The sequence below is a fragment of the Methyloversatilis discipulorum genome, assembly GCF_018780585.1.
Classification (GTDB): Bacteria; Pseudomonadota; Gammaproteobacteria; order Burkholderiales; family Rhodocyclaceae; genus Methyloversatilis; species Methyloversatilis discipulorum_B.
Genome location: NZ_JADMJL010000030.1, coordinates 1 through 13,887, shown reverse-complemented (window position 1 = coordinate 13,887; position 13,887 = coordinate 1). Strand labels below are relative to the sequence as shown.

Annotated in this window: 12 protein-coding genes and 1 pseudogene; 1 reads left to right on the top strand and 12 read right to left on the bottom strand. The window is 66.9% G+C overall.

The genetic code is table 11. The features are described from left to right. Positions 1-17: 17 nt before the first annotated feature. From IV112_RS14020 to IV112_RS13965, 12 genes and pseudogenes are all read right to left on the bottom strand, one after another. Entirely contained in the window at positions 18-1,997 is a 1,980-nt protein-coding gene (locus IV112_RS14020) for a DUF1302 family protein (protein ID WP_304004252.1), read from the bottom strand. 95 nt (positions 1,998-2,092) lie between these two features. Beyond that, positions 2,093-4,513: an efflux RND transporter permease subunit gene (locus IV112_RS14015; RefSeq protein ID WP_304004251.1), complete on the bottom strand. Its 2,421-nt coding sequence runs from the start codon at positions 4,511-4,513 to the stop codon at positions 2,093-2,095. After that, positions 4,510-5,490 (bottom strand): WD40/YVTN/BNR-like repeat-containing protein, encoded by a 981-nt coding sequence (locus IV112_RS14010; RefSeq protein WP_304004250.1) that lies wholly within the window; start codon positions 5,488-5,490, stop codon positions 4,510-4,512. Before IV112_RS14010 ends, IV112_RS14015 begins: the two co-directional genes overlap by 4 nt. Before the next feature lie 69 nt (positions 5,491-5,559). Further along, positions 5,560-5,754 (bottom strand): annotated as a pseudogene (locus IV112_RS14005) (4-oxalocrotonate tautomerase); the annotation flags it as partial. A gap of 27 nt (positions 5,755-5,781) precedes the next feature. Continuing rightward, positions 5,782-6,570 carry a 2-oxo-3-hexenedioate decarboxylase gene (gene dmpH / locus IV112_RS14000; RefSeq protein WP_304004249.1) on the bottom strand — a complete coding sequence of 263 codons (789 nt, stop codon included), beginning with the start codon at positions 6,568-6,570 and terminating at the stop codon, positions 5,782-5,784. Positions 6,571-6,573: 3 nt separating this feature from the next. After that, positions 6,574-7,614, bottom strand: coding sequence for a 4-hydroxy-2-oxovalerate aldolase (dmpG, locus tag IV112_RS13995; RefSeq protein WP_304004248.1), 1,041 nt, complete (start codon positions 7,612-7,614; stop codon positions 6,574-6,576). A 17-nt stretch (positions 7,615-7,631) separates the two neighbouring features. Beyond that, entirely contained in the window at positions 7,632-8,549 is a 918-nt protein-coding gene (locus tag IV112_RS13990; protein ID WP_304004247.1) for an acetaldehyde dehydrogenase (acetylating), read from the bottom strand. Further along, the gene (locus IV112_RS13985; protein WP_304004246.1) at positions 8,546-9,160 is read right to left on the bottom strand and encodes a carboxymuconolactone decarboxylase family protein; all 615 of its coding nucleotides are present in this window, start codon (positions 9,158-9,160) and stop codon (positions 8,546-8,548) included. The genes IV112_RS13990 and IV112_RS13985 overlap by 4 nt, the downstream gene beginning before the upstream one ends. A 10-nt stretch (positions 9,161-9,170) precedes the next feature. Further along, a complete protein-coding gene (dmpE, locus tag IV112_RS13980; RefSeq protein WP_304004245.1) occupies positions 9,171-9,956 on the bottom strand; it encodes a 2-oxopent-4-enoate hydratase in 786 nt (261 codons plus the stop codon). Positions 9,957-9,969: 13 nt separating this feature from the next. Then, entirely contained in the window at positions 9,970-10,803 is an 834-nt protein-coding gene (locus tag IV112_RS13975) for an alpha/beta fold hydrolase (RefSeq protein WP_304004244.1), read from the bottom strand. A gap of 11 nt (positions 10,804-10,814) precedes the next feature. Next, on the bottom strand, positions 10,815-12,275 hold the full coding sequence (locus IV112_RS13970; protein WP_304004243.1) for a 2-hydroxymuconic semialdehyde dehydrogenase: 1,461 nt from the start codon (positions 12,273-12,275) through the stop codon (positions 10,815-10,817). Positions 12,276-12,302: 27 nt separating this feature from the next. Then, a complete protein-coding gene (locus IV112_RS13965; protein WP_304004242.1) occupies positions 12,303-12,740 on the bottom strand; it encodes a GlcG/HbpS family heme-binding protein in 438 nt (145 codons plus the stop codon). A gap of 189 nt (positions 12,741-12,929) precedes the next feature. Between IV112_RS13965 and IV112_RS13960 the strand changes: the two genes are divergently transcribed. Further along, the gene (locus tag IV112_RS13960) at positions 12,930-13,673 is read left to right on the top strand and encodes a GntR family transcriptional regulator (RefSeq protein WP_304004241.1); all 744 of its coding nucleotides are present in this window, start codon (positions 12,930-12,932) and stop codon (positions 13,671-13,673) included. Positions 13,674-13,887: the final 214 nt, after the last annotated feature.

Below are 13,887 nucleotides of genomic sequence, written 5' to 3'. Positions count from 1 at the left end.
GGCACTGCGGTGAAAGGTCAGAACTTGTAGCGGAGGGTTGCGTAGATCTCGTCTTCGGCCCAGGCGGCGCCGATCGGACCGGCGCGGAAGCGGCCCAGCGGCTCCAGGCCACCCAGACCGCGCGAGAAGGCCTGCGCCGGATTGCCCGGGTAGTTCGGACCGGCGGTGAAAGGCGGCCACGGATTGCAGCCGCGGCAGTCATCGAACTTGTAGCGGTCGTTGTCGCTGCCCAGCTTCACGTTGGCGCCGACGGCGAACTTCAGGTTGTCGGTGAGCAGCCACTCGACCTGCGGCGCAGCCACCGTCGCCTGCGCGCGGAAGTCATGCGCGAAGATGATCTGCGGGCTCAGGCGGTCGTTCTTCAGGAAGGCCTTGATCAGCAGCGTGCCGATCACGTTGTCCTCCCAGTCCGGCATGCCCACCTTGCCCAGCGCGCCGTTGCGCTCGACGTGGTCGAAAATGTGCTGGTAGAACAGCTGACCGGAAATGAGCGTGGTGCGGCGCGGATTGATGAAGGGGATGAAGGTCGGCCGGTCGATGCCGATGACGGCGCGGAACACGTCGTTCGACGAATACAGCTCCGGCTTGGCGGTGTTCGCGAACTCCTCGCCGTTGGTGTATGCCGCTTCGATGCGCACCGCCGCGTTCGCCGCTTCCCACTCGAAGTCCATCGAGCCGCCGATCAGGTTCACGCGCGGGAAGTACATGTCGAACGAGATCAGGTAGGGCCAGTACTCGCGGAACTCGGCGTTGAAGGCGTTCGTCGATCGCTTGGCACCGCGCAGGCTGGGCAGCTGCGAGCGATAGGTGAGCGCGTTCAGCGAGAAGGACAGACCGCCCTGGGTCACGCCCTCGTACTTGACGCCGAGCTGGGTGTTCTTCAGCTTCCAGCCGGGCAGATTGATCTCGTTCAGACCGATTTGGCCCGGACCGAAGTCGGTGGCGAGGAAGGTGTCGGGCGCGACGTTGGCGAAGTTGGCCACCGTACCGCCGTTGTCCCACAGGTTCTTCATGCCGCGGAAGAAGCAGCCGGCGTCGAGGATGACGTTGGCCGTGCCGCACTGACCGAGGTTGTTCGGCCGGAACTTGTCGAAGTTCCACACCACCTGCAGATTGCGCTCCTGCATCGACTCGCTGCCGCCCATGCGGTACTCGGCCTGCACCATCCACATCGGAATGCGGATGTCTTCCAGCTCGTCGTAGATGTTGTTGCGCGAGTAGTCGACCGGGTTGATCACGTCGAGCACGCGGAACAGGTCGGTGCGGCCCCACACCACCTGCTGCTTGCCCACCTTCAGGAAGATGGAGCGCTGGTCGTCGAGCGCGAAGGTCTTCTTGACATAGGCCTCGCGCAGGAAGTCGAGCCGCGAGTTGAACTCCGGCGATTCCAGCTCCGAGCGCTTCTTGTCGCCATAGCCGCCGAAGTCGGCACACCCGCGATTGTCGTAGTCGCAGGGTCGCACCGGCACGCCGAAGGCAACGCCGCCCTCGACGTCGTGCCAGCGGTCGCCGAGCACGCGCAGACCGTCGTTCGGGTTGGCCACGGTGCTGAAACCGAACACATTCCCCGGCGGGCCCGACGCGTTATTGATCGGGCCGCCGCCGTGCGGACTGGCAATCGTGCCGCCGGGCGTGGTCGAATCGAGCGTGATGGCGCCGCCCGCCTCCTTGCCGTACTGGTCGTCGTTGATGCGATAGACGCCGTCCCAGGTGCCGCGCAGCACGCCGTGCAATTCCCAGCCGTTGCCCAGATCCTTGTCGGCCTCGACCTGCACCGTGTTGCGGAACTTCGACAGCCCCACCGTGCGGTCGGTGTTGTCCTTGCCGCGGAAGCGGGTGTCGTTCTCGTAATAGACATCCACCTTCCACTTGCTGTTGCTGCTGCCCAGGTCGGGCAGGTTGTCCTGCGCCATCGCGTTCAGTGCGGCGAGTGCGCACAGTGCCCCTCCCAGCCCGACACGGGCTGCGAGGTGGCTCCTCTTCTTGTATGTATCCACCTTGTCCTCCTCCTGTTTTTCCTGCTATCGCACTGCTGACTCTCTCTGTTGTGGCCGGGCAGACGGACACCCGCCCGGCGGATTGAAGCTGTCGGTCAGGCCGCCGCGCGGGCGACCTCGCGCGGCGCGTCGTCCTCTTCCAGCACGCCGTCCTCGTCGTAGTGGGTGGCGACCACGAAGTGCGGGCGGAACACCACGCACCAGGCCGGCACGATGAGCATCGCGGCCAGCGCATTGACGACCAGCATGAAGGACAGCAGGACAGCGGCATCCGACTGGAAGCGCAGGTCGGACATGAAGATCCACATGACGACACCGGCGATCAGCGTCGCGGCGGTGAAGGACACGGCGTAGCCGGTGGTGGCGACCGCATTGACGACGGCGCGGTGGATGTTGCGGGTGACCGCCATTTCCTCGCGGATGCGGTCCATGAAGTACACCGCGTAGTCGATGCCGACGCCGACGCCGACCGCGATCACCGGCACCGTGTTCACACTGATGCCGATGTCGGCCCAGCCCATGTAGGCATAGGTCATGACGGTGGCGAACAGCATGGGCAGCACCATCAGCCAGCCGGCGTGCAGCGACTGGTAGTAGGCCATCACCAGGAAGAAGGCCAGCAGCATCACCGCAGGAATGATGATCATGTGGTCGGTGTGCAGCGCCTGGTTGGCCGCTGCAGTGACGCCGATGATGCCGCCGCCCAGTTCGATCTTCAGGCCCGGCACCTCGGCCTCGATGCGCGCCTTGCCCTCTTCGGCAAGCGCAACCACCCGGTTGATCGTCTCCGCCTGGTGGTCCTTGTAGAAGAACACCATGTTGGCTTCGTTCTCGTCCGGGTTGATGTACTCCTTCAGCGCACCGGGAATCGGACTGGACGCCATGTAGGCGAACATCAGACCGCCCACCTCGTCGGCGTTGTCCGGTATCTGCGCCCAGCGCGGATCGTCGTTGTGGGTGAGCTGGTTCACCACGCGCACCACGCCCGGCAGCGCACGCGCGCCGCCCAGCGTCGGATCGGACAGCATGTGGGCCTGGAAGCGCTCGATCGCGTGCATGACCTCGGGCCGCTTGATGCCGCCCTTCTCTTCGGTGCGGGCGACGATGTGCAGCTCTTCCGAGCCCGGGAACAGCGTGTTGATGGCCGCCGTCGACACGTTGTAGTCGTGGTCGCGGTTCAGCAGCGGGCTGCCCGGCTCGGACTCACCGAGCTGCACCTTGGCCACGTACCAGCTGCCGACGACGACGCAGGCCAGCGACGCGAACAGGATGGCGCGTGCGCCGCCGTCGGTACCGCCGGTACGCGCCATCGCGTTGCCGAGGAAGTTGCGCACGCCCTCGTTGGCGTTCTCCATCGTCTTCGGCTGCGGCAGCACGGTCAGCGCCAGCGGCACCATGAAGTGCACCGTGAAGATGACCGAGAAGCCCCAGAAGCCGGCGGCCAGACCGAGCTTGTAGTTGAACGGCGCGGCGCCCAGCACCAGCACGGCGATCCCGACCGCGTCGACGATGATGGCCAGCGACCCCGGTCGGAACAGCGCATCCAGCGCGTTGCGCGCCGCCTGCCGGCCGTTCTTCACGATGGCCAGCTCCTCGTAGTAGCGCACCACCAGCTGCACGCCATGCGAGGTGGCGCGGGCGGCGATCAGGAAGGGGATGGGCAGCGACAGCGGTTCGAGGTTGATGCCGGCCAGCGCCATGAAACCGAGGCCCCAGATCGACGACAGCGCGATGCCCAGCAGCGGCAGCGCGATGCCGTACAGGCGGCGGAAGTAGACGATGAGCAGCGTCGCCAGCAGGGCCAGCGTCCACGCCAGGATCTGCACGATCTGGTCGAGGTAGGTATAGACCCAGCCGGTCAGCACCGGATTGCCGGTCACGTGCACCTTGTGCCCGTCGCGCGCCAGCGTGTCGCGCACCTTCTGCAGCGCGGCGAAGGTTTCGACGTAGTCGAGTTCGCTCTCGTTGAGCTGCGCCTTGATCAGCGCCGCCTTGAAGTCCGGCGACACCATCAGGCCGTAGAGGTTGGGATTGGCGACCACGTCACGCTGCATCTGCGCGAGTTCGTCGGCCGAGTAGGTCTTTGCCGGGTCGTAGTAGGGCTGCGACACGAAGCTGCCCTCGGGGCTGAGGAACACCTTGCGCGCGGTGCGGTGGGTCAGCGAGGACACCAGGTTGTGGTTCACGCTGGGCAGGTTGTCCACGCCCTGCGTCGCCTCATGCACCAGTTTCAGCGTGTCGTTGTTGAAGATCGTGCCCTGCTCGACCTCGATCGCCATCACGATCATGTTGGCGCCGCCGAAGTTCTCCTTGATGCGGTTGTAGGTCTGGATGTAGCTGTGCTCCTGCGGCAGCAGGTCGGAGAAATCGGAATAGATGCGCAACTTGGGCAGCGCGGCGGCGAAGGCCAGCGTGACCAGGAAGATCAGGCTCAGCACGATCTTCGGATTGGCGAAGATCCACTCTTCGGCCTTGTGCAGCGTGTGGGTGATGGACTTGCGGATCGGGGCGATCATTTCGCGGCTCCGGGTTTGGATGAGCCACCGTCGGCGACGGCACGCAGCAGGCCGCCAGGCCCGCCGATCAGAAGGGTGTTGTGCGCAAGGACGGACGCGCCCGCTGCGAGCGGTACCGGGCGCGCGTCCGGGTAGGCGACAGCCACCCATTCCTCGCCCTGCAGGCGCACCACGGCGCCACCGGCGCCGACCGCGTGCGGCGCGCCGGCGTGCATGAAGATGCGATACAGCGGTGCGCCGGCCCGATTCAGCTGCGGCGTCCAGGTCAGACCGCCGTCGGTGGTGTGCACGACCTGCCCGGCCAGGCCGCTGACCCAGCCCTCGCTGGCCGACACGAACAGCGCGGCGTAGGGGTAGAACTCCTCGGGCAGCGCGCCACGCTTGGCCCAGGTCGCACCGCCGTCGGTGGTGACTACGACGGTGCCGAATTCGCCGGTGGCAAAGCCGTTCAGCTCATCGACCATCTGCACCGTGGTGATCTGCAGGTCCTCCTGCAGATCGGTCTTGACCCAGCTCTTGCCCTGGTCGTCGCTGCGCACGATGAGCGCACCGGTACCGGCCACCCACCAGCGGCCCTGGCGGTCGCAGTGCACGGCCAGCGCGGTGTGCGGCGCCTCCAGCGGCTGCGCGCTCCAGGCGGACAGCTGGGCGTCGGCCGTCCACACCTTCCGGTAGAAGTCGATGGCGATGAAGCGGCCGTCCGGGCACACGTCCATGCCGGTGATCGACGACGGGCCGGCGATGGGCTGCCGATGCCAGCTGCGGCCGCCGTCTGAAGACACCAGCACCGCACCGCTGCGGGTGCCGGCTGCGACCTTCTCGCCGTGCGCGGCGAGGGCCTGGATGGCGTCGTAACGCTGTACCGGCTTCTGCGCCTCGGCACGCGCGGCCGACAGGTCGGGTGCCTGGGTGCAGCCCGTGGCGACCGCGGCAAGCGCAGCGCAGACGGCCAGCGCCCTGAATCCGTGATGGTTCATGTATTTCTCCTCCTTGCCCGGCTCTGCGGCCGGGTCGTCGATTGGGCTCAGTCGTGTGACGGTGCGCGGCTAGCGCCCGAGGTCCTTGGCGCTGACGCCGCCGATGCCCCAGTGGGACTTCGGCACCTCGACGATCATCACGCGCACCGTTTCACGCGGTGCGCCGACCGCCTCGACCAGTGCCTGCGTCACCTTCTCGATGACGGCGCGCTTCTGGTCCTCGGTCCGACCCTCGATCAGGTTGATCTGTGCGAATGGCATATGTCGTTTCTCCTGGAAGGCGAAGGGCGGTCAGACGAAGCGGACGCTGGTCGAACCGAGCGACTGGATGCGCAGGCTCACGCTGTCGCCGGCTGCCACCGCGACCGCCTCGGTAATGCCGCCGGACAGGATGAGCGTGCCGGCCGGGATCTCTTCGCCGCGCCGGCCCAGCATGTTGGCGAGCATGGCGATGGCTGCCGCCGGGTGGCCGAGCACCGCGGCGCCGGCGCCGAGCGCCACCGGCTGGCCGTTCTTTTCCAGCACCACGCCCAGCGTGCGCAGGTCCAGGCCCTCGACCGGCGTCGCGGTCCCGCCGACCACGAAGCGCGACGACGAGCAGTTGTCGGCGACCACGCTCTTCAGGTCGAACTTGAAGTCGCGGTAGCGCGAATCGATGATTTCGATGGCCGGCACGACGAAGTCGGTGGCGGCGAGCACGGCCGCGATGTGGCAGCCCGGCCCCCGCAGCGGCGCCTTGGTGACGAAGGCGATTTCCGGCTCGACCTTGGGGTGGATGAGCTTCTTCGTATCGATGTCGCCGCCATCGGCGACCGCGAAGTCATCGACCAGGAAGCCGAACACGGGGTCTTCGACGCCCATCTGCTTCATCTTGGCGCGCGAGGTGAGTCCGGCCTTCAGGCCGACGATGCGCGCGCCGCGCGCCAGCTTGCGGGCGCGGATCGCGTCCTGCACCGCGTAGGCGTCCTCCCAGTCCATGTCCGGGTGGTCGTCGGTGATCTTGGTGGTGTCGCGTGCTTCCAGCTCGCAGTTTTCGAGGCGCTCGGCGAGTAGCGCGATGGTGATGCGGTCGAGGTTCATCGTTCAGCCCTCCGCCGCCGCGGTCGCCCGCTCGCGCGCCATCGTGATCGCGGTGTCCTCGATCATGTCCTCCTGCCCGCCCACCATGCCGCGGCGACCGAGCTCCATCAGGATGTCGCGCGGCGCGATGCCGTACTTGGCGCCGGCGCGCTTGGCGAACAGCAGGAAGGAGGAATAGACGCCGGCGTAGCCCAGCGTCAGCGAGTCGCGGTCGATGCGCACCAGGTGCTCCATCATCGGCAGCACCAGGTCTTCGGCCACGTCCATGATGCGGTACAGATCGACACCGGTTTCGATGCCCATGCGGTTGGCCACCGCGACGAACACCTCCAGCGGCGTGTTGCCGGCGCCGGCGCCCAGACCGTTGGTCGAGCCGTCGATGCGGGTGGCACCGGCCTCGATCGCCGCCAGCGAGTTCGACACGCCCATCGACATGTTGTGGTGGCCGTGGAAGCCGATCTCGGTTTCGGGCTTCAACGCCTGGCGCACTGCGCTCACGCGCGCCGTCACGTCGTCCGGCAGCATGTAGCCGGCGGAGTCAGTCACATAGACGCAGTTGGCACCGTAGCTTTCCATCAGCTTCGCCTGCGCGACCAGCTTTTCCGGCTCGATCATGTGGGCCATCATCAGGAAGCCCACGGTGTCCATCTCCAGCTTGCGTGCCAGACCGATGTGCTGTTCAGACACGTCGGCTTCGGTGCAGTGGGTGGCGACACGTATGGTGTGCACGCCCAGTTCGTGCGCCATGCGCAGGTGGTCGACGGTGCCGATGCCGGGCAGCAGCAGCGCCGACACCTTGGTGTTCTTCATCGCCGGGATGACGGTGGAGAGGTACTCCTCGTCGCTGTGCAGCGGGAAGCCGTAATTCACCGACGCGCCACCGAGGCCGTCGCCGTGCGTCACCTCGATCAGCGGCATGCCCGCCTCGTCGAGGCCGCGCGCCACCGCCAGCATCTGGTCCAGCGTGATCTGGTGGCGCTTCGGATGCATGCCGTCGCGCAGCGTGTTGTCGTGCAGCGTGACCTTCTTGCCCTTGAGATTCATGGTCGTGTCCTTTGCGCTCAAGCGGGGACGGGCTCGAGCGAGAGCGAGCCGTTCAGGATTTCTTCGGCGAACATCTCGGCCGTGCGCGCGGCGGCGGCGGTCATGATGTCGAGATTGCCGGCGTACTTCGGCAGGTAGTCGCCGAGGCCGGCGACTTCCATGAAGATGGACACGCGGTGGGTGTCCATGTCGATCACCGGGCCATTGACCAGCCGGTAACCGGGCACGTAGGCCTGCACCTGGCGGATCATGTCGTGCACCGATTCCTCGATTTCGGCCGCACGCGGCGCCGACTCGGTGATGCAGTGAATGGTGTCGCGCATGATCAGCGGCGGCTCGGCTGGGTTGATCACGATGATGGCCTTGCCCTTGGCCGCACCGCCGACGCGCTCGATGGCGCCGGACGTGGTGCGGGTGAATTCGTCGATGTTCTTGCGCGTGCCCGGTCCGACCGAGCGGCTGGACACGGTGGCGACGATCTCGCCGTAGCTCACCTTCTGCACACGCGACACCGCCGCCACCATGGGGATCGTCGCCTGGCCACCGCAGGTGACCATGTTGACGTTCATCTCGCGCTTGCCGACGTGTTCCTTCAGATTCACCGGCGGCACGCAGAAGGGGCCGATGGCGGCAGGCGTCAAGTCGATCATCATCACGCCCAGCGCATTGAGCTTGCGCGAGTTCTCGGCATGCACGTAGGCGCTGGTGGCGTCGAAGGCGATCTGGATGCCGTCCGCCTTGACGTGCGGCAGCAGGCCGTCGACGCCGTCGCTGGTGGTCTTGATGCCCATGTCGCGGGCGCGCGCCAGGCCTTCGGACGCAGGGTCGATGCCGACCATCCAGACCGGCTCCAGCACCGGGCTGCGCTTCAGCTTGTAGAGCAGATCGGTGCCGATATTGCCCGGCCCGATCAATGCACACTTGATCTTGTTCATGCAGGGATGTCCTCGTCTCCGGCGGCGTGCTTGCCGGCCGACCAGCCGGTGTTCGCGAGCACGCTGCCAGCGGTTTGAAGGGGCTCGGACTCAAGCGTCGTTGCCAGGGAATCGTTCCAGCGATTGAAGAAGCCGAAGAGCGCGATCACGCCGAGCAGCTCGACGATCTGGCCCTCGTTCCAGTGCGCACGGAGGCCGGCGAACAGTTCGTCCGTCACGTCGTTCGGCTGGCTCGCCGCGGCCAGCGCGAAATCGAGCGCCACGCGTTCGGCGTCGGAGAAAAGCGGGCTGCTGCGGTAGTCGGCGATGGCCGCCATCTTTTCCGCGGCCACACCGTGGCGCAGCGCACTGGTGGCGGTATGCGCACGGCAGTACAGGCAGCCGGCCGCCATGCTGGCGACGTGACCGATCAGGCGCTTGAAGCCCAGATCGACCTCGCCCGCCGGGTCATACACACCGCGGCTCAACGCGATCAGGCCCTTCGCCAGCGCCGGCCTGTAGGCCATCGTGCGCAGGCTGTTCGGCACGAAGCCGAGCGTGCGCTCGAAGAAGGCGAAGTCGGCCGCCATGTCCGGCGTGGACTCGATGGAGAGGGGTGCGATGCGTGCCATGGCGTCGGTCCTAGACGAAGCGCACCGAGCAGCCGCCGAGGCCACCGATGGCGATGCGCAGGCTGTCGCCAGCCTTGACCGGAATGAGGGCGGCGAGCGAGCCGGACAGGATCACTTCACCGGCCTTGAGCGGAATGCCGAGACGGCCCAGCGTGTTGGCGAGCCAGACGACAGCGTTGACCGGATGGCCGAGCGCGGCGGCGCCGGCACCGGTGCCGACGATGTCGCCGTTCAGTTCCAGCACCATGCCGCACAGGCCGAGGTCGAGATTGCGCGGCGACACCGCGCGGTCGCCGAGCACGAACACGCCGCACGACGCGTTGTCGGCCACCGTGTCCTGAATGCGGATCTTCCATTCGTGGATGCGCGAATCGACTATTTCGAAGCAGGGCATCACGCACTCGGTGGCGCGCAGCACGTCGGCGCCGGTGACGCCCGGGCCCATGATGTCGTGCTTCAGGATGAAGGCGATCTCGCCTTCGGCGCGCGGCTGGATCAGCGAGTTCGCAGCGATCGACTCGCCCTCGTTGTAGATCATGCCGTCGAGCAGGTAGCCGAAGTCCGGCTGGTGCACGTTCAGCATGTTCTGCACCACTTTCGAGGTGACGCCGATCTTCTTGCCGACGATGCGCTCGCCGGCGTCCAGCCGGCGCGCAATCATGCGCTGCTGGATGTGGTAGGCATCCTCGATCGTGATGTCCGGCTCGCGGCTGGTCAGCGGCGCCACGGTTTCGCGGGTGGTGAGCGCGGCGTACAGCTCGTCGCCGTACTGCTGGATCTTCTGGGCTTGCATCATGTCCGGGGCCTGTTCAATGGGGTTCGGTGAGGAAGTCCGCGACGAGACGCGCGAAGCGCGCGGCGTGCTCGATCTGCGTCCAGTGGCCGCACTTGCCGTACACGTGCAGCTGCGCGTTCGGTATCCACTGCGCCAGCGTGAGCGAGGTGTCGAGCGGGATGACCTTGTCTTCCCGGCCGTGGATGACCAGTGTTTCGTGTGGCAACGTCTTGATGTCCTCGACATTGCTGGCCATCGCATCGACCCAGCGCTGGCGCGGCGCCGGAAACATGGCGGCGAAGGATTCCTGGAAGCCCGGGCGGATCGACGCCTCGTAGCGCAACTTCGCCAGCTCGTCGTTCGCCAGCGAGCGGTCGTAGGCGAACAGGTCGAGCAGGCCGCGCATGGTTTCGATCGACGGCGTGTAACCCCACACCGCGTCGAGCGCCGGCGTGATGTCGAAGCGCACGCCGACGCTGCCCATCAGCACCAGACGGCGGATGCGGTGCGGGTGACGGATGGCGACCTGCAGCGCCAGTCCGCCGCCGAAGCTGTTGCCGACCAGATCGGCGCGCTCGATGCCGAGCGCATCCAGCATGCCAACGGCCTGGGCGACCCAGGTGTCCATGTCGTACCGGAGATCCGGGCGACGCTCGGTGTAGCCGAAACCCGCCATGTCCGGTGCAATCACGCGAGCGCGTTCGGCAATCTGCGGCATGACCAGCCGCCAGTTCGCCCAGGCGCTGACACCGGGGCCCGAGCCGTGCAGCATGAGCACCGGAAAGCCGCTGCCCAGGTCGTGATAGTTGGTGGTGATGCCGGCGGCGACGATACTGCGGGCGATTTCCGGATTCAGCGGTGCGTTCATGTCGGCGCTCCTCACAGCTTCACGCACACGTTCTTCAGCTCGGTGTAGAACTCGAGCGAATGCACGCCGCCTTCGCGGCCGATGCCCGATTGCTTGGCGCCGCCGAAAGGCGTGCGCAGGTCGCGCAGGAACCAGGAGTTCACCCACACCAGACCGGTGTCGAGTGCGGCCGCGACGCGGTGGCCGCGCGTGATGTCGGACGTCCATACAGACGCGGCGAGGCCGTAGTTCGTGTCGTTGGCCATGCGGATCGCGTCCTCTTCGCGGTCGAAGGGCGCGATGTGGCAACACGGGCCGAAGATTTCCTCGCGCACGACGGCGGCGGTCTCCGGTAATCCGGTCCAGATCGTGGGTTGCACCCAGGCGCCGTTGGCCAGTTCGCCCGGCATGGCCGGAACGCCGCCGCCGGTGACGACGGTGGCGCCCTCTTCCACCGCGCGGCGGTAGTAGGCCAGCACCTTCTGCTTGTGCTCGGCCGAGATCAGCGGGCCCATGCCGGTGGCTTCGTCCTCCGGCCGGCCCATGACCAGCGCCTCGGCGCCCTGCTTCAGCGCGGCGACGAAGCGCTCGAACAGCGGGCGCTCGACATAGACGCGCTCGGTGCCGAGGCAAACCTGACCGCAGTTGGCGAAGGCCGAACGCAGCGTGCCGGCGATGGCGGCGTCGAAGTCGCAGTCGGCGAACACGATGGCCGGATTCTTGCCACCCATTTCCAGCGACACCGGCCGCGCGCCGCCGGCGGCCGCCTTCATGATGGCTTCGCCGGTGCGCGTCTCGCCGGTGAAGGTGATGGCATTGACGCCCGGGTGGGTGGTCAGGAATTCGCCGGCCGAATCCGGGCCGAAACCGTGCACCACGTTGTAGACGCCGGCCGGCATGCCGACCGCGTTCATCACTTCGCCGAGCAGCGCCGCGGTCTGCGGCGTCTCTTCCGACGGCTTCACCACCACGGTGTTGCCGCAGGCCAGCGCCGGGCCGACCTTCCAGGTCATCAGCAGCAGCGGCAGGTTCCACGGACACACCACGCCGACCACGCCGACCGGCTTGCGCAGCGCGTAGTTGATCGCGCCACGGCCGTCCGGCGTCGCCATTTCGAAGAACTCGCCCGGCACGTTCTTGACCACGTCGGCGAAGATCTTGAAGTTGGCGGCACCGCGCGGAATGTCGAGGTGGCTGGCGAGGCTGACCGGCTTGCCGGTGTCGGCCACTTCGGCGGCGACGAAGTCGTCGAAGCGGCGGTTGATTTCATTGGCGACCGCGTACAGCAGTTCGGTGCGCGCGGTCACCGTCATGCGGCCCCACGGTCCTTCGAGCGCGGCACGCGCTGCGGCGACCGCGGCATTCACCTCGTCGCGCCCGGCTTCGCTGACCGAGGCGATGACGCGGTTGTCCAGCGGCGAGCGCTTGTCGAAGCGGCGGCCTTCGCGGCCGGCGACGAACTCGCCATTGATGAAGTGGCTGATCTGTTTCATCGATCTCTTTCTTGTTGGAGCGGCGCGTCAGCGCGCCGAGGTCAAGCCGAGCGCTGCGAGCGCTGCGCGGGCGCAGTCCTCGTCCTGCGCCTCGGAGCCACCGGAAATGCCGATGCCGCCGATGCGCTCGCCGGCCACCACCAGCGGCAAGCCGCCGCCGAACATGACCATGCGCGGGCGCAGCGGCAGCCCCTGGCGGACTGCGTCGGAATGGGATGAGAGCGCGGCCGCCCAGTCGCCGGTCGGCAGGCCGAAGCTGGCGGCGGTATAGGCCTTGTCGATCGCGATATCGACCGAGTGCAGCGGGGCGCCCGGCATGCGCAGGAAGGACACCAACTGACCGGCGCGATCGACCACCGCTGCATTGACGCAGGCGCCGACGGACGCCGCGTGCGCCACCGCCGCGCTGACCGCCGCCGATGCCGCCTCCCAGCCCACTGTCGATTGCCGTGCTGCCACGTCCATGTCGTCTCCTCCGCGGGGCCGCTGTATCGCGACCTCTCACTCATCGATATTCGATGGACTTAACGATATAAAACGATTATCTCGACGTCAACGTTTTTTCTCGAGATTTTTGGCTTTTCACGGAGAAAGTTCGGAACTAGAATGGCGACATGCCCGCCCAACCCGCGTGGGCATTCAGGGAAACATCAAATGGATCAGCTGATTACCGGCGACTTCCAGGTCAACGGCGACGCCTACGAGCCGAAGACACTGGTCGATGGCGCCTACCGGCAGTTGCGGCGCGACATCATCGAAGGTCGCCACGCACCCGGCGCGAAGCTTCGCGTCGAGCACCTGAAGGACGAGTACGAGGTGGGCGCCGGCACGCTGCGCGAGGCACTGGCGCTGCTGGTGAGCGACTCGCTGGTGGTCGCTCAGGGCCAGCGCGGCTTCCGCGTGGCGCCCATATCGCTGGCCGACCTCGAGGACATCACGCGCACCCGGGTGATGCTGGAAAGCGAGGCGCTGCGACAGAGCATTGCCCACGGCGACGAGGCGTGGGAAGGCAATCTGGTGAGTGCCTTCCACCTGCTGACCCGGGCCGAGGAAAAGCTCGCGGGCGATTTGGACGGCAGCGTGAACGAGTGGGAAGAGCGTAACCGCGTGTTCCACGAAACGCTGATCGGCGCCTGCGGCTCGCGCTGGATCCGCCACTTCCTGGCCATCCTGTACCGGCAGTCCGAACGCTACCGCCGCATATCGGTGCTGAACCGGCCGGTGCCGCAGGACGTGCACGAAGAACACGAACAGATCTTCAAGGCGGCCATCGCGCGCGACGCCGACGAAGCGTGCCGCCTGCTGTCCGGCCACATCTGGCGGGCCTTTCACACGGTGTCCGCAGTCCCGGAGTTCGCGCAGGAATCGGCAAGCCGCAAGGTGGCGAACGGGCGCTGACGGCGGGCGCAGCCGGATCTCGACCGCCCCCGTCGCGGCCAGGGCCGCTCCGACAGGGGTGGTGCCTGAACCACGATCCTGGCCGGGACAGGGTTCTGCGGGAGGGGTCTTCTGACCCCGACAGCCGCCTGGATCGAAGCCGACGGACAGCGACAGCCCTGTCGCGGCCAAGGCCGCTTGTATGTTCTGCCCTGGCAAGCGTAGGAATAGCTTG

What these genes read in the sequence shown, in the direction of transcription:
- IV112_RS13975 (WP_304004244.1), bottom strand. Translation starts at nt 10,803, where the DNA reads ATGAACGCACCGCTGAATCCGGAAATCGCCCGCAGTATCGTCGCCGCC.
- dmpH (WP_304004249.1), bottom strand. Translation starts at nt 6,570, where the DNA reads ATGAACCTCGACCGCATCACCATCGCGCTACTCGCCGAGCGCCTCGAA.
- IV112_RS13970 (WP_304004243.1), bottom strand. Translation starts at nt 12,275, where the DNA reads ATGAAACAGATCAGCCACTTCATCAATGGCGAGTTCGTCGCCGGCCGC.
- IV112_RS14010 (WP_304004250.1), bottom strand. Translation starts at nt 5,490, where the DNA reads ATGAACCATCACGGATTCAGGGCGCTGGCCGTCTGCGCTGCGCTTGCC.
- IV112_RS13960 (WP_304004241.1), top strand. Translation starts at nt 12,930, where the DNA reads ATGGATCAGCTGATTACCGGCGACTTCCAGGTCAACGGCGACGCCTAC.
- dmpE (WP_304004245.1), bottom strand. Translation starts at nt 9,956, where the DNA reads ATGATGCAAGCCCAGAAGATCCAGCAGTACGGCGACGAGCTGTACGCC.
- IV112_RS14015 (WP_304004251.1), bottom strand. Translation starts at nt 4,513, where the DNA reads ATGATCGCCCCGATCCGCAAGTCCATCACCCACACGCTGCACAAGGCC.
- IV112_RS13965 (WP_304004242.1), bottom strand. Translation starts at nt 12,740, where the DNA reads ATGGACGTGGCAGCACGGCAATCGACAGTGGGCTGGGAGGCGGCATCG.
- IV112_RS13985 (WP_304004246.1), bottom strand. Translation starts at nt 9,160, where the DNA reads ATGGCACGCATCGCACCCCTCTCCATCGAGTCCACGCCGGACATGGCG.
- IV112_RS13990 (WP_304004247.1), bottom strand. Translation starts at nt 8,549, where the DNA reads ATGAACAAGATCAAGTGTGCATTGATCGGGCCGGGCAATATCGGCACC.
- dmpG (WP_304004248.1), bottom strand. Translation starts at nt 7,614, where the DNA reads ATGAATCTCAAGGGCAAGAAGGTCACGCTGCACGACAACACGCTGCGC.